General features: G+C 46.0%; 22 protein-coding genes and 1 pseudogene. 19 read left to right on the top strand and 4 right to left on the bottom strand.

All coding sequences use genetic code 11. The annotated features are described in order from the left end of the window. The first annotated feature begins 10 nt into the window (after positions 1-10). From atpE to asd, 14 genes and pseudogenes are all read left to right on the top strand, one after another. Positions 11-250 (top strand): F0F1 ATP synthase subunit C, encoded by a 240-nt coding sequence (gene atpE / locus IQ209_RS13995; protein WP_045967711.1) that lies wholly within the window; start codon positions 11-13, stop codon positions 248-250. Between the two features lie 58 nt (positions 251-308). Beyond that, on the top strand, positions 309-779 hold the full coding sequence (gene atpF, locus IQ209_RS14000; RefSeq protein WP_047770880.1) for a F0F1 ATP synthase subunit B: 471 nt from the start codon (positions 309-311) through the stop codon (positions 777-779). Between the two features lie 12 nt (positions 780-791). After that, positions 792-1,325, top strand: a complete 534-nt coding sequence (gene atpH, locus IQ209_RS14005; RefSeq protein WP_193851874.1) for a F0F1 ATP synthase subunit delta — start codon at positions 792-794, stop codon at positions 1,323-1,325. 14 nt (positions 1,326-1,339) lie between these two features. Beyond that, positions 1,340-2,881, top strand: a complete 1,542-nt coding sequence (gene atpA, locus IQ209_RS14010; protein WP_193851875.1) for a F0F1 ATP synthase subunit alpha — start codon at positions 1,340-1,342, stop codon at positions 2,879-2,881. Positions 2,882-2,953: 72 nt separating this feature from the next. After that, positions 2,954-3,817, top strand: coding sequence for a F0F1 ATP synthase subunit gamma (gene atpG, locus IQ209_RS14015; RefSeq protein ID WP_193851894.1), 864 nt, complete (start codon positions 2,954-2,956; stop codon positions 3,815-3,817). Between the two features lie 34 nt (positions 3,818-3,851). Beyond that, complete coding sequence (atpD, locus tag IQ209_RS14020) at positions 3,852-5,234, top strand: F0F1 ATP synthase subunit beta (RefSeq protein ID WP_193851876.1); 1,383 nt, start codon at positions 3,852-3,854, stop codon at positions 5,232-5,234. Positions 5,235-5,255: 21 nt separating this feature from the next. Further along, the gene (locus IQ209_RS14025) at positions 5,256-5,678 is read left to right on the top strand and encodes a F0F1 ATP synthase subunit epsilon (RefSeq protein ID WP_045967700.1); all 423 of its coding nucleotides are present in this window, start codon (positions 5,256-5,258) and stop codon (positions 5,676-5,678) included. Positions 5,679-5,821: 143 nt separating this feature from the next. Further along, on the top strand, positions 5,822-7,222 hold the full coding sequence (gene glmU, locus IQ209_RS14030; RefSeq protein ID WP_193851877.1) for a bifunctional UDP-N-acetylglucosamine diphosphorylase/glucosamine-1-phosphate N-acetyltransferase GlmU: 1,401 nt from the start codon (positions 5,822-5,824) through the stop codon (positions 7,220-7,222). A gap of 122 nt (positions 7,223-7,344) precedes the next feature. Then, entirely contained in the window at positions 7,345-9,174 is a 1,830-nt protein-coding gene (glmS, locus tag IQ209_RS14035) for a glutamine--fructose-6-phosphate transaminase (isomerizing) (RefSeq protein WP_193851878.1), read from the top strand. A gap of 121 nt (positions 9,175-9,295) precedes the next feature. Further along, positions 9,296-9,595: pseudogene (locus tag IQ209_RS14040) on the top strand (hypothetical protein); the annotation flags it as partial. Positions 9,596-9,840: 245 nt separating this feature from the next. Beyond that, positions 9,841-10,146 (top strand): DUF1778 domain-containing protein, encoded by a 306-nt coding sequence (locus tag IQ209_RS14045; RefSeq protein WP_193851879.1) that lies wholly within the window; start codon positions 9,841-9,843, stop codon positions 10,144-10,146. Next, positions 10,127-10,669, top strand: coding sequence for a GNAT family N-acetyltransferase (locus tag IQ209_RS14050; protein ID WP_193851880.1), 543 nt, complete (start codon positions 10,127-10,129; stop codon positions 10,667-10,669). Before IQ209_RS14045 ends, IQ209_RS14050 begins: the two co-directional genes overlap by 20 nt. Before the next feature lie 138 nt (positions 10,670-10,807). Further along, entirely contained in the window at positions 10,808-12,259 is a 1,452-nt protein-coding gene (locus tag IQ209_RS14055) for an NAD(P)/FAD-dependent oxidoreductase (protein WP_193851881.1), read from the top strand. Between the two features lie 135 nt (positions 12,260-12,394). Then, positions 12,395-13,516: an aspartate-semialdehyde dehydrogenase gene (asd, locus tag IQ209_RS14060; RefSeq protein ID WP_193851882.1), complete on the top strand. Its 1,122-nt coding sequence runs from the start codon at positions 12,395-12,397 to the stop codon at positions 13,514-13,516. Between the two features lie 77 nt (positions 13,517-13,593). Here asd and gyrB read toward each other — a convergent pair whose 3' ends face one another. The 4 genes from gyrB to dnaA are packed head-to-tail and all read right to left on the bottom strand — an operon-like array spanning position 13,594 to position 19,629. Beyond that, positions 13,594-16,008, bottom strand: a complete 2,415-nt coding sequence (gene gyrB / locus IQ209_RS14065; protein WP_193851883.1) for a DNA topoisomerase (ATP-hydrolyzing) subunit B — start codon at positions 16,006-16,008, stop codon at positions 13,594-13,596. Positions 16,009-16,026: 18 nt separating this feature from the next. Then, positions 16,027-17,118 carry a DNA replication/repair protein RecF gene (gene recF / locus IQ209_RS14070; RefSeq protein WP_193851884.1) on the bottom strand — a complete coding sequence of 364 codons (1,092 nt, stop codon included), beginning with the start codon at positions 17,116-17,118 and terminating at the stop codon, positions 16,027-16,029. A gap of 17 nt (positions 17,119-17,135) precedes the next feature. Next, positions 17,136-18,236: a DNA polymerase III subunit beta gene (gene dnaN / locus IQ209_RS14075; protein WP_193851885.1), complete on the bottom strand. Its 1,101-nt coding sequence runs from the start codon at positions 18,234-18,236 to the stop codon at positions 17,136-17,138. Between the two features lie 4 nt (positions 18,237-18,240). Then, positions 18,241-19,629 (bottom strand): chromosomal replication initiator protein DnaA, encoded by a 1,389-nt coding sequence (dnaA, locus tag IQ209_RS14080; protein WP_193851886.1) that lies wholly within the window; start codon positions 19,627-19,629, stop codon positions 18,241-18,243. A 750-nt stretch (positions 19,630-20,379) separates the two neighbouring features. Between dnaA and rpmH the strand changes: the two genes are divergently transcribed. The 5 genes from rpmH (at position 20,380) to mnmE (ending at position 24,200) form a co-directional block, all read left to right on the top strand. Next, positions 20,380-20,520 carry a 50S ribosomal protein L34 gene (rpmH, locus tag IQ209_RS14085; protein WP_000831330.1) on the top strand — a complete coding sequence of 47 codons (141 nt, stop codon included), beginning with the start codon at positions 20,380-20,382 and terminating at the stop codon, positions 20,518-20,520. 17 nt (positions 20,521-20,537) lie between these two features. Beyond that, entirely contained in the window at positions 20,538-20,897 is a 360-nt protein-coding gene (rnpA, locus tag IQ209_RS14090) for a ribonuclease P protein component (protein WP_074024322.1), read from the top strand. Beyond that, the gene (yidD, locus tag IQ209_RS14095) at positions 20,861-21,121 is read left to right on the top strand and encodes a membrane protein insertion efficiency factor YidD (protein ID WP_193851887.1); all 261 of its coding nucleotides are present in this window, start codon (positions 20,861-20,863) and stop codon (positions 21,119-21,121) included. Before rnpA ends, yidD begins: the two co-directional genes overlap by 37 nt. A 2-nt stretch (positions 21,122-21,123) precedes the next feature. Beyond that, positions 21,124-22,740, top strand: a complete 1,617-nt coding sequence (gene yidC, locus IQ209_RS14100; RefSeq protein ID WP_193851888.1) for a membrane protein insertase YidC — start codon at positions 21,124-21,126, stop codon at positions 22,738-22,740. 95 nt (positions 22,741-22,835) lie between these two features. After that, on the top strand, positions 22,836-24,200 hold the full coding sequence (gene mnmE / locus IQ209_RS14105; protein WP_193851889.1) for a tRNA uridine-5-carboxymethylaminomethyl(34) synthesis GTPase MnmE: 1,365 nt from the start codon (positions 22,836-22,838) through the stop codon (positions 24,198-24,200). The last annotated feature ends 24 nt before the right edge of the window (positions 24,201-24,224 follow it).

The following is a 24,224-nucleotide window of genomic DNA, read 5'->3' on the forward strand; positions in this document are numbered from 1 at the left end:
GGAGACTGTCATGGATATAAACATGGATCTGCTGTACATAGCTGCCGCTATTCTGATGGGTTTGGCGGCTATCGGTGCTGCGATCGGTATCGGCATCCTAGGGGGTAAATTCCTGGAAGGCGCTGCTCGCCAACCTGATCTGATTCCTCTGCTGCGTACGCAGTTCTTTATCGTCATGGGTCTGGTTGACGCCATCCCGATGATTGCTGTGGGCTTGGGCTTGTTTATGATGTTCGCTGTTGGCGGTTAATAAGATAGCAGAACTTAAAATTACGCCAATTCATTAATTGAAATAGAGGTATTGTGTCGTGAATATTAACGCAACAATCCTCGGCCAGGCCTTAGCGTTTGTCCTGTTTGTTTTGTTCTGCATGAAGTATGTATGGCCACCAATCATGGCGGCCATTGAAAAACGTCAGAAAGAGATTGCTGACGGTTTGGCTTCAGCAGAGCGTGCCAAAAAGAACCTGGACTTAGCGCAAGCCAATGCGACCGACCAACTGAAAAAAGCGAAAGCTGATGCACAAGTTATCATTGAGCAGGCTAATAAACAAAAAGCCCAAATTATCGATGATGCTAAGGCAGAAGCAGAGCTGGAACGTAACAGAATTGTAGCGCAAGCCCATGCTGAAATTGAAGCTGAACGTAAGCGCGCGCGTGAAGAGTTACGTAAACAGGTTGCGATGCTGGCTATCGCAGGTGCCGAGAAAATCATCGAACGTTCCGTGGATGAAGCTGCTAACAGCGACATCGTTGATAAACTGGTCGCTGAACTGTAAGGAGGGAGGGGCATGTCTGAATTCGCTACGGTAGCTCGCCCCTACGCCAAAGCAGCTTTTGACTTTGCTGTAGAACACCAATCTCTCGAACACTGGCAGAACATGCTGGGGTTCATTGCTGAGGTTACTCGCAATGAGCAGGTTGGTGAGCTGCTTTCCGGTTCAATAGCACCGGAAACGTTAGCTAAAACCTTCATCACCCTTTGTGGTGAGCAGGTTGATGAGCATGCTCAGAACTTTATTCGTGTAATGGCAGAAAATGGTCGCTTGCTGGTATTACCAGAAGTCTTCCAGCAATTTATCCAATTGCGTGCGTCACTTGAATCGACTATCAATGTTGAAGTGGCTTCTGCGTCCGAACTGAATGAGCAGCAGCAGGCTAAAATTTCTGCGGCGATGGAAAAACGTCTGTCACGCAAAGTTAAGCTGAATTGCAAAATTGACAAGTCTGTTATTGCCGGTGTCATTATCCGTGCAGGTGACATGGTAATAGATGGCAGTATTCGTGGCCGTCTGGATCGTTTAACAGACGTCTTGCAGTCTTAAGGGGACTGGAGCATATGCAACTGAATTCCACCGAAATCAGCGAACTGATCAAACAGCGTATTGCTCAGTTCAATGTCGTGAGCGAAGCTCACAATGAAGGTACGATTGTTTCCGTTAACGACGGTATCATTCGTATCCACGGTTTAGCCGATGTCATGCAGGGTGAAATGCTTTCCCTGCCTGGCAACCGTTACGCAATTGCACTGAACCTGGAGCGCGACTCTGTAGGTGCGGTTGTGATGGGTCCGTATTCTGACTTGGCCGAAGGCATGAAAGTCAAATGTACTGGCCGTATTTTGGAAGTGCCTGTTGGTCGTGGCCTGCTGGGTCGTGTTGTTAACACACTGGGTGAACCCATTGACGGTAAGGGCGCTATTGAGAACGATGGCTTCTCACCGGTAGAAGTTATCGCACCAGGTGTTATCGATCGCCAATCCGTTGACCAGCCTGTCCAGACAGGTTACAAATCCGTTGATGCCATGATTCCAATCGGCCGCGGCCAGCGTGAGCTGGTAATCGGCGACCGTCAGACCGGTAAAACCGCTCTGGCTATTGATGCGATCATCAATCAACGTGATTCTGGTATTAAATGTGTCTACGTTGCGATTGGTCAGAAGGCCTCTACCATTGCTAACGTAGTTCGTAAACTAGAAGAACACAACGCACTGGAAAACACTATCGTTGTTGTTGCATCCGCTTCTGAATCTGCGGCCCTGCAATATCTGGCACCTTATTCTGGTTGCGCGATGGGTGAATACTTCCGTGATCGCGGTGAAGATGCCCTGATTGTTTACGATGATCTGTCTAAACAAGCTGTAGCATACCGTCAGATTTCCCTGTTGCTGCGTCGTCCACCTGGACGTGAAGCATACCCTGGTGACGTTTTCTATTTGCACTCCCGTTTGCTGGAGCGTGCAGCGCGTGTTAACGCTGAATACGTTGAAAAATTCACTCATGGTGAAGTGAAGGGTAAAACCGGTTCTCTGACTGCACTGCCAATCATTGAAACTCAGGCGGGTGACGTTTCTGCGTTCGTACCAACAAACGTTATCTCCATCACTGATGGTCAGATCTTCCTTGAATCTTCTCTGTTCAACTCAGGTATCCGTCCAGCGGTTAACCCAGGGATTTCCGTATCCCGTGTAGGTGGTGCTGCTCAGACTAAGATCATCAAGAAACTGTCTGGTGGTATTCGTACCGCTCTGGCTCAGTACCGTGAACTGGCCGCATTCTCCCAGTTTGCTTCTGATCTGGATGATGCAACGCGTAAGCAATTGGATCATGGTCAGAAAGTCACTGAGTTGTTGAAACAGAAACAGTATCAGCCGATGTCCATTGCACAGCAGGCTCTGTCTCTGTTTGCTGCTGAACGTGGTTATCTGGAAGATATCGAAATCGCAAAAGTGGTCAGTTTCGAAGCTGCGCTGTTGGCATATGCTAACCGTGAACATGCTGATCTTCTGAAAGAGATTGACCAGTCTGGTGATTACAATGGAGAGATCGAAGCGAAGCTGAAAGCTCTGTTGGAATCCTTCAAGGCGACTCAGTCCTGGTAACACTATTCGGCCCAGTTTGATTCTATTTAATGAAAAAACTTGGGCCGTCTGGTTGAATTCGGAGAAGCAGAAATGGCCGGCGCAAAAGAGATACGTACCAAAATCGCCAGTGTGCAGAACACGCAAAAAATCACTAAAGCGATGGAGATGGTCGCCGCGTCCAAAATGCGTAAAACGCAGGATCGCATGGCGGCCAGCCGTCCTTATGCAGAAACCATTCGCAATGTGATTGGACACCTTGCGTTAGGTAATCTGGAATACAAACATCCATACCTTGAAGAACGTGAAGTGAAGCGTGTTGGGTACGTGGTTGTTTCGACTGACCGTGGTTTATGTGGCGGTTTGAACATTAACGTGTTCAAAAAATTGCTGATAGAAATGAAAGACTGGTCTGATAAAAACGTCCAAGTTGATTTGGCGCTTATTGGATCAAAAGCGGTTTCCTTCTTTTCTTCTGTTGGTGGCAACATTGTTGCTCAAGTAACAGGGATGGGAGATAACCCGTCATTATCCGAACTAATCGGGCCAGTCCACGTCATGATGCAAGCATATGACGAAGGGCGTCTGGATAAACTGTATATAGTGACAAACAAGTTCATGAATACAATGTCTCAGGTTCCGACGATCACTCAGTTATTGCCTCTGCCAGCCGGAGACGATGAAACACTGAAGAAGAAGTCTTGGGACTATCTGTATGAACCTGATCCTAAGGCGCTGTTGGATACCCTGCTGCGTCGCTATATAGAATCGCAAGTTTATCAGGGCGTCGTTGAAAACCTGGCTAGTGAACAGGCCGCACGAATGGTAGCGATGAAAGCCGCGACCGATAACGGTGGCAACCTGATCAAAGAGTTGCAGTTGGTTTACAACAAGGCTCGTCAGGCCAGCATCACTCAGGAACTCACCGAAATCGTTTCGGGTGCTTCTGCGGTTTAACAGCTAGGTTTACGAATTACGTAGAGGATTCAAGATGGCTACTGGAAAGATTATCCAGGTAATCGGCGCCGTGGTGGACGTCGAATTCCCTCAGGACAGCGTACCAAAAGTATACGATGCCCTTGAGGTTAAAAACGGTGAAGAGAAACTGGTGCTGGAAGTTCAGCAGCAGTTAGGTGGTGGTATCGTTCGTTGTATCGCAATGGGTACCTCCGATGGCCTGCGCCGTAATTTGGACGTGACTGATTTAGGACACCCAATCGAAGTACCAGTGGGTAAAGCGACACTGGGCCGTATCATGAACGTATTGGGCGATCCCATTGACATGAAAGGTGAGATCGGCGAAGAAGAGCGCTGGTCAATTCACCGTACAGCACCATCCTATGAAGAGTTATCTAACTCTCAGGAACTGCTGGAAACCGGTATCAAGGTTATGGACTTGATCTGCCCATTTGCGAAGGGGGGTAAAGTTGGTTTGTTTGGTGGTGCCGGTGTAGGTAAAACCGTTAACATGATGGAGCTGATCCGTAACATCGCGATCGAGCACTCAGGTTACTCCGTATTTGCCGGTGTAGGTGAACGTACCCGTGAAGGTAACGACTTCTATCATGAAATGACCGATTCAAACGTACTGGATAAAGTATCTCTGGTATACGGTCAGATGAATGAGCCACCAGGAAACCGTCTGCGTGTTGCATTGACCGGTTTGACGATGGCGGAAAAATTCCGTGATGAAGGCCGTGACGTTCTGCTGTTCGTTGATAACATTTACCGTTATACCCTGGCAGGGACAGAAGTATCTGCACTGTTAGGCCGTATGCCATCTGCGGTAGGTTATCAGCCAACGTTGGCAGAAGAGATGGGTGCTCTGCAAGAGCGTATCACCTCAACGAAAACAGGTTCTATCACCTCCGTACAGGCAGTTTACGTTCCTGCGGATGACTTGACTGACCCATCACCTGCGACAACCTTTGCTCACTTAGATGCAACCGTCGTATTGAGCCGTCAGATCGCATCTCTGGGTATTTACCCTGCGGTTGACCCACTGGATTCAACCAGCCGTCAGCTTGACCCACTGGTTGTTGGTCAGGAGCACTATGACGTGGCTCGTAGTGTTCAGTCTATCCTGCAACGTTATCAGGAACTGAAAGACATCATCGCCATTCTGGGTATGGACGAACTGTCTGAAGACGACAAATTGGTTGTGGCACGTGCCCGTAAGATCCAGCGCTTCCTGTCTCAGCCATTCTTCGTTGCAGAAGTCTTCACTGGTTCACCAGGTAAATTTGTTCCTCTGAAAGACACTATCCGTGGCTTCAAAGGTATCCTGGACGGTGATTATGACCACCTGCCAGAGCAGGCATTCTACATGGTTGGTACCATCGAAGAAGCTGTGGAAAAAGCGAAAAAGCTTTAATACGGCTGACGGGAGGTTGATATGGCTGCAATGACGTTCTCCCTGAACGTAGTCAGTGCTGAAAAACAGATGTTTGAAGGGCTGGTACAGAAAATTCAGGTGACAGGTAGTGAAGGTGAGCTGGGGATCTATCCTCAACACACACCACTGCTTACTGCCATAAAACCGGGCATGATACGTATTGTTAAGCAGTTTGGTGAAGAAGAATTTATCTACCTGTCAGGTGGTATTCTTGAAGTTCAGCCAAATGGCGTTATCGTACTGGCCGATACAGCGATCCGTGGTAAGGATTTGGACGAAGCTAAAGTGCTTGAAGCCAAGCGCAAGGCGGAAGAACACATCCGTAATTCTCACGGCGATGTTGATTATGCTCAGGCATCTGCTGAATTGTCGAAAGCGATCGCGAAACTTCGTGTTATCGAATTGACAAAAAAAATGATGTAATAAATACCCAAAGGGTATAGGCAGTTAGATAAAAAGCCAGTTGGTGGAAACTAACTGGCTTTTTTGCATTGCGAAATATGTGGCAATTTATTTCGCAAACAGGTTTACTTTCATACTTAAAAATTGAGATTGTCAGGTTTCTTATGTCTGTAATTGCAAATAATGACAACGCAAATAATGTCGGTACAAAAAGTGTCGTGATCCTTGCCGCAGGCAAGGGAACTCGCATGTATTCTGCGCTTCCTAAAGTTCTGCACTTGCTGGCTGGTAAGCCGATGGTTCAGCATGTTATTGATACCGCAATGGAGTTGGGCGCCCAAAATGTTCACCTGGTTTATGGGCATGGTGGTGATTTGATGAAACAGGCACTTTCCAGCCAGGATTTGAACTGGGTACTGCAAGCTGAACAGCTTGGGACAGGTCATGCTATGCAGCAAGCGGCTCCGCATTTTTCGGATGATGAAGATATTTTGATTCTTTACGGTGATGTGCCCTTGATTGGTAAAGATACCTTGGCGCGTCTGATTGAAGCTAAGCCAGAAGGTGGAATCGGTTTATTAACTGCCATTCTGGATAATCCAACGGGCTATGGTCGTATCATTCGTGAAAATGGTGAAGTGACGGGTATTATCGAACAGAAAGATGCAACGGAAGAACAGCGTAAAATCAACGAGATTAACACGGGTATTTTGGTGGCGAATGGCGGTGATTTGAAACGTTGGTTATCCAGGCTGGAAAATAATAACGCACAGGGCGAATATTACCTGACTGATGTTATTGCGCTTGCACACAAAGAGGGCCGTCAAATCAAAGCGGTACACCCAAGCCGTTTAAGTGAAATGGAAGGGGTAAACAATCGCTTACAACTTTCCGCTCTGGAACGTATTTACCAATCTGAGCAAGCGGAAAAATTACTGCTGGCGGGCGTTATGCTGTTAGATCCTGCTCGTTTTGATTTGCGCGGAACATTAGAACATGGCCGTGATGTGGTAATCGATACCAATGTGATTATTAAAGGTCATGTCACACTGGGAAATAATGTTCAGATCGGTTCTGGCTGTATCCTGAAAAATTGTGTTATTGGTGATGGGGCAGTCATTGATCCTTACACTATCATCGAAGATTCTGAAATTGCGGCTGAGTGCACTATTGGGCCTTTTGCTCGTTTACGTCCAGGCTCCAAATTGGCAGAAAAAGCTCATGTTGGCAATTTCGTTGAAATGAAAAAATCCGCGCTTGGCAAAGGCTCTAAGGCAGGTCACCTGACTTATCTTGGTGATTCTGAAATTGGCAATAATGTAAATATTGGTGCGGGAACCATTACTTGTAACTATGATGGCGTCAATAAATTTAAGACTATCATTGGTGATGATGTTTTTGTTGGTTCTGATACCCAGCTGGTTGCGCCAGTGACGGTCGCGAAAGGTGCGACGATTGGTGCCGGAACTACAGTAACAAAAGACGTTGCTGAGAATGACTTGGTTATCAGTCGCGTAAAGCAAACTCATATTAAAAACTGGCAGCGTCCAGTAAAGAAAAAATAATTAAGATATATCCATAATAAAAATCCCCTATCTCTACAAAGCTCGGGGACGGCAAAGCCGAAACACAATCAGGTTGGCGACATAAAAGGGCTTCATCGCCCTGTTTTTGGGAATAAAACAAAATGTGTGGAATTGTTGGTGCAGTAGCACAACGGGATATTGCAGAAATACTGATCGAAGGTCTTCGTCGCCTGGAGTATCGTGGTTATGACTCTGCGGGTATAGCTGTCGTTGACAGTGAAAACCGCATGACTCGCCTGCGCGAAGTGGGTAAAGTACAGATGCTGGCTGATGAAGCAGATAAACAGCCTGTCATTGGTGGAACAGGGATTGCCCATACTCGTTGGGCGACTCACGGTGAACCCAGCGAGCGCAATGCTCATCCTCATTTTTCTGAATATATTGCTGTTGTGCATAATGGCATTATTGAAAACCACGAAGAACTGCGCGAAGAATTAAAAGCGCGTGGTTACACCTTCTCTTCTGATACAGATACAGAAACCATTGCCCATCTTGTTCACTGGGAACAGCAACAAGGCGGTTCGCTGCTGGAAGTGGTGCAGCGTGTGATCCCACAATTACGTGGCGCTTATGGTACTGTAATTATGGATAGCCGTTATCCTGATGTACTGGTTGCTGCGCGTTCTGGCAGCCCATTGGTCATTGGCTTAGGTGTGGGTGAAAATTTCCTGGCATCAGATCAATTAGCATTACTGCCAGTGACTCGCCGCTTTATCTATCTGGAAGAAGGTGATATTGCAGAAATCACTCGCCGTACCGTTCGTATCTTTGATGTACAGGGCGAAGCGGTTGAGCGCGAACAAATTGAATCCAACGTTCAGTACGATGCTGGCGATAAAGGTGTATACCGCCATTACATGCAGAAAGAGATTTACGAACAACCAATGGCGATCAAAAGCACATTGGAAGGCCGTTTGAGCAATGGTCAAGTAAATCTGTCAGAACTGGGCGCTAATGCTGCGGAATTACTGTCCCAAGTTGAGCATATCCAAATCGTTGCCTGCGGTACTTCCTACAATGCGGGAATGGTTTCGCGTTACTGGTTCGAATCACTGGCTGGTATTCCATGTGATGTTGAAATCGCTTCTGAATTCCGTTACCGCAAGCCAGCGCGCCGTAAAGGCAGCCTGCTGATCACTTTGTCCCAATCTGGTGAAACGGCTGATACTTTGGCTGCCCTGCGTCTATCTAAGGAACTGGGCTATCTGACTTCATTGGCTATCTGTAACGTTGCCGGTTCCTCTTTGGTACGTGAATCTGAATTTGCCCTGATGACCAAAGCAGGGGCAGAAATTGGCGTGGCATCCACCAAAGCCTTTACCACCCAGCTAACTGTATTGCTGATGCTGGTGGCTTATATGGGACGTCTGAAAGATACAAATGCAGCACTGGAACAAGACATTGTCCATGCTCTACATGCTCTGCCAAGTCGCATTGAAAGCATGTTATCCAAAGACAAGCTGATTGAAGCATTGGCGGAAGATTTCTCCGAAAAACATCATGCCCTGTTCCTTGGTCGTGGCGATCAATACCCGATCGCGGTTGAAGGTGCGCTGAAACTGAAAGAGATCTCCTACATTCATGCAGAAGCCTACGCAGCCGGTGAATTGAAACATGGCCCGTTGGCACTGATTGATGCGGATATGCCGGTTATTATCGTTGCACCGAACAACGAACTACTGGAAAAACTGAAATCCAACATTGAAGAAGTTCGTGCCCGTGGAGGTTTGTTGTATGTTTTCGCCGATCAGGATGCCGGTTTCACCAACAGTGAAAACATGAAGATCATCTCTCTGCCACATGTAGAAGAGTTGATCGCACCGATCTTCTATACCGTGCCACTGCAATTGCTGTCTTATCATGTTGCTTTGATCAAAGGTACGGATGTGGATCAGCCGAGGAATTTGGCGAAATCGGTGACGGTGGAGTAATGGTGTTGTAGTTAACTGTCAGAGATCTGCCTTCAGAAGGCAGATCTCTCCGCGTTTTGGGATTAGGTGCACAACGAACTTATCACTTCTTTTCTGAAAAAACAGATTATAGTTATTTTCACGTAATTTTAATGAAAAATGGTTCCAAGGCTGGAGTGCAACTTCTGAAGAACAAAGGGTTAAGTTTGTGAATATTGCTGACAGTGTCCGCAAGCATCCTGATTTTAAAACTAAATATAAAGACAACCCTGACCTACATACCCGAGATTTAGCTTTCGAAAAGATATTGAAGGAAATTATGCTGCAACGTCGAAAAAATGAGTTGGAGCTTTACAAACTGTTTGCAAACGACCCCGCCTTTAAGGTTTCTTGGATTGAAAGTATGCAACGAATCATTGAAGAGGAAGATATATCTAGTTGATTTTTTATATTAAATACAAATTTTTAGAGGGTTTCAAACAGCTCTAAACCGACAATTAGACGGCGTTGAAACCAGCAAATGCCACTCAATTGTTAAACTTTCATCTTATATGTACGGCTTACAGCCGTATATAATTGCATCTATCTCCACTAAATGCTATCTTCCATCAGTACAATATATGCACGAAAGCTATCACTACAAACGAGTAAGAAATGGTAATTATCAAACAACAGGAGTGACCTGGAATGGCAACGATATCAGTGGAAAAAACGCTCAAAGCGGCTAAAAATGCGCGCATAGAGTTAAAAACCAGCACCGAGCTAAAAGAAATCTTACGTCAGGCTGCGCAGGTTGCTGGGGTTGATTTAAGTGCTTTTATCTTGAACACAGCTTTCGAACGAGCTGAAGAAGTTTTGGAAAATCAAAAACGCCGTGAGTTAGATGAAGAAAACTGGCGTACCTTGAATGTATTGATTTCTGAACCCGCATCTCCAACACTTGCTTTATGTGCTTTGATGAGAAAGAAAAAAGATGGAAAAGCCACTAAATGAAATCGCAGTTGAATACATTTGTGTAAACTATCAGAGCGATATGACATATCCGGGTCAAAAAGCCTTTGATTGTGGCAATCATGTTATTAATCGTTACGTTCGCAGTAGTCTTAAGAGCAACGTCGCTAATGGAAATTGTGTTGCCAAGGTCCTAATTGACACCAAAACGGGTGAATTACTTGGAGTTTGTAGTTTTACTGGCTATTCACTGGCAAAGTCTCGGCTCAGTAGTGTATTAAGCGGCTCGATGCCAAGTGACCTTTCTGTTGTTCGTTTGGTGATGCTGGGAGTATCAGTTAAGCATCAAAAGAAAGGATATGGTCATATTTTAATGAGGGAATTTTTAGAGCATGCCATTAAAGTTCATAATGTGATGCCAATTAAGGGAATATTTTTGGATGCTGATCCTGATGCCATTGCATTTTATACACTCCTTGGATTTGTTGAATTGGGAATTTCTGCACCAGATAAAACAACTCCCATGTTTTTAAAAATTCAGGATTTATTGGCAGCTATAAAGTAACAGCTATTCACTCATCATTAATATCCTGATACTCCCCCCACATAAATGCAAATGGTTGCTCCTGCAAATAGAAAATAACATGACATATTGAACAAGCCACTTATTTGGTTAAGAGAATCTTTTTGCAGGAGAAGTAACATGAGTCACCATTATGATGTTTTGATCATAGGCGCTGGCGTTTCGGGTATTGGTATGGCGTGTCATTTGGCAAGGGAATGTCCTAATAAAAAAGTGGGGATCTTAGAACGTCGCCATAATATAGGGGGAACTTGGGATTTATTTCGCTATCCAGGTATTCGTACAGATTCGGATATGATGAGCTATGGCTATAACTTTCGTCCTTGGACAGATACCCATATTTTTGCTGATGGGCCTTCAATTAGGCGCTATATCCATTCAGTAGCAACAGAATATGAAGTTGATAAGAAAATACAGTTCGGGTTGAAAATTATTCAAACTGACTGGTCAAATGAAACTTGCCAATGGACTGTTACTGCCATTGATGAAGCCAGTGAAGAAACCAGGCAATTTACCTGCCATTTTCTTATCATGGCGACAGGTTACTACAACTATGATGAACCTCATTTACCCCAATTTCCCGGCCTTGAAGATTTCAAAGGCCCAGTCATTCATCCTCAATATTGGCCCGAAGAATTGGATTACAAAGGAAAGCGAGTCGTTGTGATTGGAAGTGGCGCGACTGCGGTCACTTTACTACCGGCAATGGCTAATGATACTGAACATATCACCATGCTACAGCGTTCTCCTGGCTACATTTTATCAATACCAGGAAGGGATAAGATTGCAGAATTGCTAAAGGGCGTTATTCCCCAACGTTGGATTTATACGTTAAGTAAAAATAGAAATATATTATTTTTCAGTTCATTGTATAAGATAAGTCGATATTTTCCCAACCTGCTCAGATCGTTTTTATTGGGATTGGCTCGCAGAAAAGTTGGCCCTGGTTTTGACATGAAACACTTGACGCCAAAGTACATGCCGTGGGATGAACGGTTGTGTTTTGTTCCCGACAGTAACCTGTTTAAAGTACTGAAAGAAGGCAAAGCGTCTATCGTTACCGATCAGATTGAACGTATTACTGCAAATGGTATTTTGTTGCAATCTGGTAAGGAATTACCCGCAGATATCATAGTGACAGCGACGGGGCTGCAATTACATCTTATGGGGGGAATAGAACTTTTTATTGATGGACAAAAGCCACAAAGTCATAGCCAATTGTTATATAAGGGAACATTGGTACAGGGTATTCCTAATTTTGCTTATCTGGTTGGCTATATCAATAATGCCTGGACATTAAAAATTGATCTCTCAGCCGAATATATTTGTCGTTTGTTAAATGAGATGGATCGCCGCCATGCCAAGGTTGTCACACCCTATGCGCAACCCGATGAAGTCGTGGTTAATAAACATATTTTTGGCGAATTGCGTTCAGGTTATGTGAGACGTGGTGAATCAGGTCTTCCTCGTCAGGGACGTAGCCAAAATTGGCATGTTTCACATGATTATAAAAAGGATAAAGAGATATTGGGGCAAGTTATTGATGATACGGCATTACAGTGGAAGTTATAGATTAAAAATGGCAGACACATCGCTTTAACAATTCTAGTGCTATAGCTCATAAATATACTTGCACCTTTTGCCATATTTTGTCAGTTTTAATGCTATCAGTGGTATCTGATAAACATCTTTCAAGGCAGGGTAAGTATGAGTAAGAGTGTAGGTTTTATCGGCTGGCGCGGTATGGTCGGTTCAGTATTGATGCAGAGAATGGTAGAAGAGCGGGATTTTGACGAAATAAATCCGGTTTTCTTCACAACCTCTCAACACGGGCTTCCAGCCCCGCAGTTTACAATAAATCGCACAGGAAAATCAGGCATCTTACAGGATGCTTTTGATATTGAGGCGCTGGGTGCGCTGGATATTATCATTAGCTGTCAGGGCGGGGATTATACCAATGAAATTTATCCCAAGCTGAGGGCAACCGGCTGGCAGGGGTATTGGATCGATGCTGCTTCTGCACTGCGTATGAATGATGATGCCGTCATTATTCTTGATCCTGTCAACCATCAACATATTCAAAATAGTCTGAATAAAGGCATCAAAACCTTTGTTGGCGGTAATTGTACCGTTAGCTTGATGCTGATGTCATTGGGAGGGCTGTTTGCCAATGATTTGATTGAGTGGGCGTCGGTATCAAGCTATCAGGCGGCTTCTGGCGGTGGCGCTCGCCATATGCGTGAACTGCTGGTGCAAATGGGAATGCTGCATAATCAGGTTGCTGAGGAGCTACAAAATCCTGCTTGCGCGATTTTAGATATTGAAAAACGTGTAACGGATTTTACCCGCAGCGGTGCGTTGCCAACTGATCAGTTTGGCGTTCCTTTGGCGGGAAGCTTAATTCCGTGGATTGATAAGCAACTGGAAAATGGACAGAGCCGCGAAGAATGGAAAGGCCAGGCAGAAACCAACAAGATCTTGAACACGGGCAATAACGTGATCCCAATTGATGGCTTGTGTGTCCGTATTGGGGCATTGCGTTGTCATAGCCAGGCGTTTACCCTGAAATTGAAAAAAGATATCCCGCTCCATGAAATTGAAACATTGCTGGCTTCCCATAATGATTGGGTTCGCGTTATTCCAAATGATCGCGAATTAACGATGAGGGAGTTAACGCCAGCAGCGGTGACAGGCACGTTGAATACGCCAGTAGGGCGCTTGCGTAAACTGAATATGGGGCCGGAGTATTTATCTGCCTTTACGGTAGGCGATCAGTTGCTATGGGGAGCCGCAGAGCCTTTGCGCCGTATGTTACGTATTTTGCTGTAAGAATTAATATAGAGGGATAATATTTTATCCCTCTAATATATTTATCCGACATTCCGCACCGCATTTAAGCAGTAATATTAGATATCAATATTCGCCGCTTTCAGGGCATTCTCTTCAATAAATGCCCGGCGAGGTTCAACCGCATCCCCCATCAGAGTCGTGAACAGTTGGTCAGTTGCAATCGCATCTTTCACTGTTACACGCATCATGCGACGGGTTTCTGGGTTCATGGTTGTTTCCCACAACTGATCCGGGTTCATCTCTCCCAGACCTTTATAACGCTGGACGGCAAGACCACGGCGTGACTCTTTAGTCAGCCATTCCAGAGCCTGTTCAAAGCTGCTTACTGCCTGACGGCGTTCGCCACGTTCGATGTATGCACCTTCCTCAATCAAATTCCCGATCAATTCACCCAGTTTGGTAATGCGGCGATATTCGCCACCGTGGATAAAATCGAAATCCAGATTGTAGTTGGTATCAACACCATGTGTGCGAATACACAGAATGGGTTCGAAAATTTGGCGTTCACGGTTCTCATGGATTTGATAGCTGTAAGTGCTGCCATTCTGCTCTTTGTCATTCAGACGAATAGCCAGTGTGCTTACCCACTCTTCCACTTTTGCCTGATCGTTCAAGGCGTCTTCGGTCAGTTTGGGATGGTAAATCAGGTTGTTCAGCAGAGCCAGCGGATACAGGCGTTCCATGCGACGGATGATTTTCTGAGCGGTATTGAATTCAGTCACCAATTTTTCCAATGCTTCTCCTTTCAGGGCGGGTGCATGTGGATTGGTATACAACGCTGCGCCATCCAATGCGATGGACATCAGGTAGGCTTCCATTGCATCGTCATCTTTGATGTATTGCTCTTGTTTGCCTTTCTTCACCTTATACAGTGGTGGTTGGGCGATGTAGACATAACCGCGCTCAATGATTTCCGGCATCTGGCGATAGAAGAACGTCAGCAACAGGGTGCGGATGTGCGATCCATCAACATCAGCATCGGTCATGATGATAATACTGTGATAACGCAGCTTGTCTGGGTTGTATTCATCACGGCCAATGCCGCAACCCAGGGCAGTGATCAAAGTAGCGACTTCTTGTGAGGAGAGCATCTTGTCAAAACGTGCTTTCTCAACGTTCAGGATCTTACCTTTCAATGGCAGGATAGCTTGACTCTTACGGTTGCGTCCTTGTTTTGCCGAACCGCCCGCAGAATCACCCTCCACCAGGTAGAGTTCGGACAGGGCTGGATCGCGTTCCTGGCAGTCAGCCAGTTTGCCCGGCAATCCGGCCAGATCCAGTGCACCTTTGCGGCGGGTCATCTCACGGGCTTTACGTGCCGCTTCACGGGCACGGGCTGCATCAATGATTTTGCCGACGACAGTTTTGGCATCGTTCGGGTTTTCCAGCAGGTATTCCACCAGCTTCTCGTTCATCAGGGTTTCGACCACCGTCTTCACTTCGGAAGAAACCAGCTTGTCTTTGGTCTGGGAAGAGAATTTAGGATCTGGCACTTTAACGGAAATCACCGCAATCAGGCCTTCACGGGCATCGTCACCGGTTGCGCTGACTTTGGATTTTTTGTTGTAACCCTCTTTGTCCATGTAGCTATTGAGGGTACGAGTCATCGCAGTACGGAAACCAACTAAGTGGGTTCCCCCGTCGCGCTGAGGAATGTTGTTGGTGAAGCAGTAAATGTTTTCCTGGAAACCGTCATTCCATTGCATGGAAATTTCAACACCAATGCCATCTTTTTCGGTGCAGAAATAAAAGACATTTGGGTGAATTGGGTTTTTATTACGGCTCAGGAATTCAACAAACGCTTTGATGCCCCCATCATAGTGGAAGAGATCTTCGGTATTTGTACGTTTGTCGACTAAACGAATGGCAACACCGGAGTTGAGGAATGATAATTCACGCAGGCGTTTGGCCAGAATATCGAATTCGAACTCAGTGTTAATCTTAAACGTGTCCATACTTGGCCAGAAACGGACAGTTGTTCCTGTCTGCTCGGTATCACCGACGACTTTCAATGGTGACTGTGGCACGCCCAGACAATAGGTTTGTTCGTGAACCTTACCGTCACGGCGAATAGTCAGTTCCAGTTTTTCCGATAAGGCGTTAACAACAGAAACCCCCACGCCATGCAGACCACCGGAAACTTTATAGGAGTTATCATCGAATTTACCCCCCGCATGCAGCACGGTCATGATGACTTCTGCTGCTGAAACACCTTCTTCTTCGTGTATGTCGGTCGGAATACCGCGGCCATCATCCTGCACAGAAACTGAATTATCTGCGTGGATAGTGACAGTTATTTTGTCACAATGACCTGCGAGGGCTTCGTCGATAGCGTTATCAACAACCTCGAAGACCATGTGGTGCAGGCCGGTACCATCATCGGTATCACCGATATACATGCCTGGACGTTTACGGACGGCATCCAGCCCTTTTAATACCTTGATACTTGAGGAGTCATATGTATTCGACATCAACGTTTCTCGCTCATCTTAATCCTGTGGTTGAACCTCTATTTTGCCATGTTCTACGCGAAACATCCTGCTATTTACATCAATCATGTCTGTAACTTGCCCGGATGTGATTGCACTGACAAACACCTGGGCTTGCGTAGATTTCAGACGCTCGGCTAATAGCTGACGACGGCCGGCATCCAGTTCTGAGGCAAAATCATCAAGCAGATACAGGCATTTTTGCCCGCTCTGTCGGGTGAAATATTCACCCTGTGCTAACCTTAATGCGCACATCAGTAACTTCAACTGGCCACGGGACAGCATATCTTCTACTGGTGTACCGTCCGCTCTGATCCGCAGATCGGCTTTATGCGGGCCGGAAGCGGTATAGGTTAGCGATCTGTCGCGCTCAAACTGCCGCGCGAGCAGTTCCGCATATTCACTCTCTTTGTCCCAACCTTGCTGAAAGCTGATACTAAGTGTGAATTCAGGTAAAAATTGTTTGCAGGTTTTTTCTATATCCTCGGAAATTTCTGCAATATATTCAGCCCGCCATTGACTAATTTCGGTTGCCAATGGGGCAAGCTCTCGATCCCAATGCTGGATTTGGTTGTAGTGGGTGACTTGTCGCAATGCTGCATTCCGCTGCTTAAGCAGCCTTTTCAGGTTAACCCAGGCAGCAAAAAAGCGTGGCTCATTGTGAAAACATCCCCAATCAATAAAGGCCCGACGATATTTCGGACCACCATTTAGCAACGTAAAACCTTCTGGCGTGATAAGTTGTATCGGCAGTATTTTCGCTAATTCAGCAATTTTGTGCCCATCACTGCCATCTATCCTGACTTTGCTATCGCCTTGACGGTTTTTGCTTAAGCCCACTGATAAAGTACGTTCATGAGGTTGCTGATCAAGTCGCCCATGAAGAATGAACTCTTCGCAATCATGACGAATGACTCTTCCTGCCTGAATACTGCGAAAAGCACGGCCGTGGCCTAAGGTATAAATGGCTTCTAATATACTTGTTTTGCCGCTACCGTTCGGTCCAACCAGAAAATTAAACCCGGTTGCCAGTGGCAGGTCAGCATCCGCGATATTACGAAAATCGCGGATCAGCAAACGCGAGAGAATCATATAATGAGTTAATTTTGTTACAGACGCATTGGCATCACGACGTAAGTCGCAGCCTGACTCGCTGAATTCTCAATTTTTACGCTGGATGTGGCATCTGTTAGCAGAAGACTCACTTGTTCGCATTTCAATGCGTTGAGAACATCCAATATGTAACTGACATTGAAGCCAATTTCCATTTCAGTGCCTTGGTAGCTAACATCAACAATCTCTTCTGCCTCTTCCTGCTCTGGGTTATTGGCGGTAATTCTAAGTTGATTTTCGCTCAAGTAGATGCGAACGCCCCGGAATTTTTCGTTGGACAAAATTGCGGCCCGTGAAAATGCTTGCTTAAGCATGTCACAATTGGCTTCTAACGTTTTATTGGGATTTTTGGGCAATACGCGACGATAATCAGGAAAACGGCCATCAACCAACTTCGATGTGAAGATAAAATCACCAACATGAGCACGAATGTTATTACTGCCAATCTGCAATTGCAGTGGATTATCACCGCCATCCAGCAGACGCATTAATTCAATGACGCCCTTGCGAGGTACGATCACTGAATGGGACGGCAGATCTTGCCCGATGCTCATGGAACAAACCGCCAAACGGTGGCCGTCTGTGGCAATGGTACGCAGTTCCTCGCCTTCCGTTTCAAACAACATACCATTCAAGTAATAGCGAACATCCTGATGCGCCATAGAAAATTGGGTGGATTCGATTAAGCGTTTCAATGTGGCTTGGGGCAGAGAAAATTCGACTTCGCTCTGCCAGTCATCGAGATTGGGAAAATCTGACGCGGGTAGCGTAGAGAGCGAAAAGCGGCTGCGACCCGAACGGACGAGAATGCGATCGCCATCCAGTTCTACGCTGATTTCTGCTCCGTCAGGCAACCCACGCCAGATATCGAAAAATTTACGTGCGGGGACAGTGGTTGCACCTTGTTCATGGGGCTGAGTAAGTGTAACCCGCGCCTTCATTTCCATTTCCAAATCGGTGCCTGTCAGTAGCAGGGAACCTTCTGTTACCTGCAATAATAAGTTGCCTAAAATAGGCAGGGTCGGGCGGCCTCCCAAGGGGCTGCTAACCTGCTGTAAAGGTTTTAATAATTGCTCACGTTCAATGATAAATTTCATAGCGCTAGGAAGACAATGTTCTGATTAAGTTAGAAAAATCTTCTTTGATGTCGTGACTCTCTTCACGCAGTTGTTCGATTTTTCGACAAGCGTGAAGTACGGTTGTATGGTCACGTCCACCAAAGGCATCCCCGATTTCAGGCAAGCTGTGATTGGTCAGCTCTTTTGCCAGCGCCATTGCCATTTGTCTTGGACGGGCAACGGAGCGTGAACGGCGCTTGGAAAGCAGATCGGCAACCTTGATTTTGTAATATTCAGCCACCGTTTTCTGAATATTATCGATGGTTACCAGCTTTTCCTGTAGAGCCAATAAGTCACGTAATGCTTCGCGTACAAAATCAATCGTAATCGCACGGCCGGTAAAATTGGCATTGGCGATGACTCGATTCAAAGCACCTTCGAGTTCACGAACATTAGATCGCAGGCGTTTAGCAATAAAGAAAGCCACTTCCCCCGGCAACTGGATTTGATTCTCATCAGCTTTCTTCATCAGAATGGCAACGCGAGTTTCCAGCTCCGGTGGTTCAATAGCAACGGTCAATCCCCAGCCAAAACGGGATTTTAACCGATCTTCGACGCCATTTATCTCTTTTGGATAGCGATCTGATGTCAGAATAATCTGTTGATTACCTTCTAACAGGGCATTGAACGTGTGAAAGAATTCTTCTTGGGATCGCTCTTTATTGGCAAAAAACTGAATATCATCGATCAGTAGGGCATCTACTGAGCGATAGTAACGTTTAAATTCTTCTATGGCATTGTTTTGCAATGCTTTTACCATGTCCTGAACAAAGCGTTCAGAGTGCATGTAAACCACTTTTGCATTGGCTTTGCGTGCCATAATACTATTACCGACAGCATGCAAAAGGTGGGTTTTGCCCAGTCCGGTTCCGCCATAAAGAAACAGAGGATTGTATGCTCCACCAGGATTATCAGCCACTTGTCTGGCGGCAGCTCTGGCGAGTTGGTTGGATTTACCTTCAACAAAGTTATCGAATGTATGCTTGGGATTAACATTGGAACGATAAGATAACTCTGGCTGAGCCTTGGCGTTGTCCCAGCTTGGGCGTACTGATGAACTGGACGGTGCAGCAGCCACCGGCATATCGGCAATGATTTTCTGAGATGTAGACTGGTTTGGCGAAACAGGTTTATTTCCTACTTCAAAACGCAGTAACGGTACTTCAGGACCACAGAAATCATTTAATAACAAATTGATATTATTAATATATTTCTCTCTTACCCAATCCAACACAAAACGGTTGGGGGCATAGAGAGCCAAAGTGTTATCACTCAGTTCTGCCTGAAGGGGTCGTATCCACATACTGAATTCTGTGGCAGGTAACTCATCCTGCAATCGGGCAAGACATTGCTGCCAAAGCGAAAGTGACACGGCGAACTCCCCTAAAACAAGACGAATAAAAGAAACCGAAATAAAAGATACGTTATATTGGACAAGGCATCATTCCTCTCTGTTTCTCATGTGTCGAGGAACAGAGCATGTACCTTGTGGCGATTTTTAACATCATCGCTCCCCAAAGATCCACATAATCTGTCTATAGAGAGTCAGGGATCGGGATCAACGATCATAACGCAAAAGACGACACAAATCCTCATTCTTTTACACAGCTTTGACGCTTTTTATCCACAGGGAGATCACCACGCTTTGGCACTTGCAGAATATAAAGGCCTGTAAGAGATACTGTAGTGTAATCATGGCATATAGCAAACTTCATTTAACTATCGTTTTAAATTCAATATGAAAACAATGCTATGATCACGCATTAAGCGGCAACTATCTGTGTATGATCCTTGCGCTTTATTGCACAGTCCGTATAATCTTGCACCCTGCGTGTTATGCCAACGATTTTTTCCGGCTAGGTCTGGTGAGGATTTGGGGTTAGCACACTTCGGGTAGCAAAAAGTCTGACCTGTCTGTGATTGATTGAAGTAAAAAAATCTGACAGGGAGGCGGTCAGGCTCGCGTCATCTTAGGTTGACGAGGGATAGTACATTTTATTACAATCCTGCCTCTTTCTATATATTGATGTTGCGACTGAGGCATCGGTGTCTACTTTATTCTCACTGGTCGCCAACGCATTTGCTGAATCAGTAACAAATTTTAAGCTAGGTAGAAATCGCTATGAAACGCACTTTTCAACCATCCGTACTGAAGCGTAACCGTTCTCACGGCTTCCGCGCTCGTATGGCCACTAAAAATGGTCGTCAGGTTCTGGCTCGCCGTCGTGCGAAAGGCCGTGCTCGTCTGACTGTTTCTAAGTAATAAAGCTAACCAACCAAGTGGTTAAGCTCGCTTTTCCGAGGGAGTTACGTTTGTTAACTCCCGAGCATTTCACTTATGTTTTCCAGCAGCCGCAACGGGCAAGCTCCGCAGAGATAACGATTCTTGGGCGCTTGAATGAGCTGGGGCATCCCCGCATCGGTCTAACCATCGCCAAAAAAAATGTTAAACGCGCCCATGAGCGTAATCGTATCAAGCGACTGGCTCGTGAAAGTTTTCGTTTAAACCAGCATAAATTGCCTCCAATGGATTTTGTGGTTTTGGTGAGGAAAGGGGTCGCTGAGCTTGATAACCGTGAGCTAACGGAAGCTTTGGGCAAATTATGGCGTCGTCACTGTCGCTTGGCTCGCGCCTCCTGATTGCTTTGATCAGGGGGTACCAGTTAGTGATTAGTCCACTGCTGGGGCCTCATTGTCGTTTCAATCCTACCTGTTCCCACTATGGCATAGAGGCATTGCGCAGGTTTGGGATGATAAAAGGCAGTTGGTTAACAGTGAAACGCGTATTAAAATGCCACCCTTTACACGAAGGTGGTGATGATCCTGTCCCACCTAAAAAAAACGACGATAACAGAGAACATTAACGATGGATTCGCAACGCAATCTTCTTCTCATCGCTTTGCTGTTTGTTTCGTTCTTGGTCTGGCAGGCGTGGGAAAATGATAAAAACCCACAACCAACGGCCCAGATCACGCAGCAAACAAATACTACGCTGAGTAGCGAAGCAAGCAGTGGGCAAGGTAAACTGATCACCGTGAAAACGGATGTGCTTTCACTGCACATTAATACCCGTGGCGGTGATATCGAGGAGGCTGATCTGCTGGCCTATCCTGATACTCTCGGTTCCAAAACTCCGTTCAAATTGCTGGAAACAACCCCTGAATTCACTTATCAGGCTCAAAGTGGATTAACGGGTATCAATGGTCCCGATAATCAAGCTGATCGCCCGCTTTATCATGCCACTCAAAATAGTTTTGTTTTGGCTGATGGTCAGAATGAATTGCGTATTCCAATGACTTATACCGCGCCGGACGGCGTTGTTTATGTCAAGACCTTCGTTTTAAAACGGGGTGACTATGCAGTTTCTGTTGATTACAACATCAATAACATCACTGATAAGCCATTGCAGATGGCGTTTTTCGGTCAGTTGAAGCAGAGCGTTGAGCTGCCAAAACATCGTGATACTGGCAGTAACAACTTTGCCCTGCATACTTATCGTGGTGCTGCTTACTCTTCTGATGAAGAAAAATACGAAAAATACAAATTTGATGATATTGAAAGCAAAGCGCTTTCCGTGACCACAAAAGGTGGCTGGGTAGCAATGCTCCAGCAATATTTTGCCACTGCGTGGGTTCCGGGAGAAGGCAAAACCAGTACCTTCTATACCAATGACCTGAAAAACCAAAAAATGGCGATCATCGGGTACAAGGGTGAAAACATCAATATTGCGCCAAACAGCCAGCAGAATATCTCTTCTACCTTGTGGGTTGGCCCTGAAATTCAGGACAAAATGGCAGCGGTTGCACCCCATCTGGATCTGACCGTAGATTACGGTTGGTTATGGTTTATTTCCCAGCCGTTATTCAAGTTGCTGAAATTCTTGCATGAATTCATCGGTAACTGGGGCTTCTCTATTATTGCGATTACCTTTATTGTGCGCGGTATCATGTATCCGCTGACCAAGGCGCAATACACCTCAATGGCGAAAATGCGTCTGTTGCAGCCAAAAATAACGGCAATGCGTGAGCGTTTTGGTGATGACCGCCAGCGCATGAGCCAGGAAATGATGGCACTGTATAAGACAGAGAAAGTGAACCCGCTGGGTGGCTGTTTACCTCTGGTGATTCAGATGCCAATCTTCCTGGCGTTGTATTACATGTTGATGGGTTCTGTTGAGTTGCGCCATGCCCCATTCATTGGTTGGATAAAAGACTTGTCTGCTCAAGATCCTTACTACATCCTGCCATTGTTGATGGGTGCGACCATGTTTGTTATCCAAAAACTGTCACCGACTACCGTGACTGATCCAATGCAGCAGAAGATCATGACTTACATGCCTGTCGTGTTCACGGTTTTCTTCCTGTGGTTCCCGTCTGGTCTGGTGCTGTACTACATCGTCAGTAACCTGGTTACCATTATCCAGCAGCAAGTTATTTTCCGCAGTCTGGAAAAGCGCGGATTGCATACCCGCGAGAAAAAGTAACTGGTTTTTTTAAATATAAGTGGAAGGCGGTCATTGGCCGCCTTTATTATTTTAGTTTTGCAAGATAACGAAATTAGGTCAAAAGAGAGAATTTCATGAATACCACCGATACGATAGTCGCTCAGGCCACTCCTCCGGGACGGGGCGGTGTAGGCATCCTGCGAATTTCTGGCCCTAAAGCTGCGGAAGTTGCTGAGGTGGTATTGGGGAAACTCCCGAAACCTCGTTATGCCGATTACCTGCCTTTCTGTGATGCAGACGGCTCTGTACTTGATCAAGGTATTGCACTTTACTTCCCTGGCCCTAACTCATTTACGGGGGAAGATGTTCTGGAGCTTCAAGGGCACGGTGGGCCGGTTATTCTGGATTTGCTGTTAAAGCGCATTCTGGCGATTTCCGGTGTACGCATTGCCAACCCTGGCGAATTCTCTGAACGGGCTTTCCTCAATGATAAACTTGACCTGGCACAGGCAGAAGCCATTGCGGATTTGATTGACGCCAGCTCCGAACAGGCCGCACGTTCCGCGATGAATTCTCTGCAAGGTGTATTCTCTAACCAAGTCCATGAAATGGTCGAAGCGCTGACTAACTTGCGTATCTACGTTGAAGCCGCGATTGACTTTCCTGATGAAGAGATTGATTTCCTTTCTGATGGCAAGATAGAAGCCAAGTTGGATGAAGTGATCGCAGAACTGGAGCACGTTCGTTCACAGGCACGTCAGGGCAGCTTGTTGCGCGAAGGGATGAAAGTCGTGATTGCAGGTCGCCCGAATGCGGGTAAATCCAGCTTGCTCAATGCACTGGCAGGCCGTGAAGCTGCGATTGTGACTGATATTGCCGGCACAACGCGCGATGTTTTGCGTGAACATATCCATATTGATGGAATGCCACTGCATGTGATTGATACGGCAGGATTGCGCGAAGCCAGTGATGAAGTGGAACGCATCGGTATTGAGCGGGCATGGCAGGAAATTGAACAGGCGGATCGCGTGCTGTTTATGGTAGACAGTACGACAACGGATGCCGTTGAGCCTGCACAAATTTGGCCTGAATTTATGGCTAAGCTACCGGAATCGCTGCCTGTTACCGTCATTCGTAATAAGACAGATATGACTAAGGAAGAAACGGGCGTTGCAGAAGTCAGTGGTTATACATTAATTCGCCTCTCTGCCCGTGATGGGGAAGGTATCGGTTTTCTGCGCGATCACCTAAAAGAAACCATGGGATTCAACAGCAATACAGAAGGCGGCTTCCTTGCCCGTCGTCGTCATTTGCAGGCATTAAACACGGCAGCAGAACATTTGCAGGAAGGCCATCAACAGCTTGTCTTCGCCCGTTCAGGGGAACTGCTGGCAGAAGAACTGCGTTTGGCACAACAAGCATTGAGTGAAATCACCGGTGAATTTACTTCCGATGATTTACTTGGGCGAATTTTTTCCAGTTTTTGTATTGGGAAGTAAGATTCAATAATATCATTAGCTGAT

The sequence above is a fragment of the Xenorhabdus sp. BG5 genome, from assembly GCF_015163665.1.
Lineage (GTDB): Bacteria > Pseudomonadota > Gammaproteobacteria > Enterobacterales > Enterobacteriaceae > Xenorhabdus.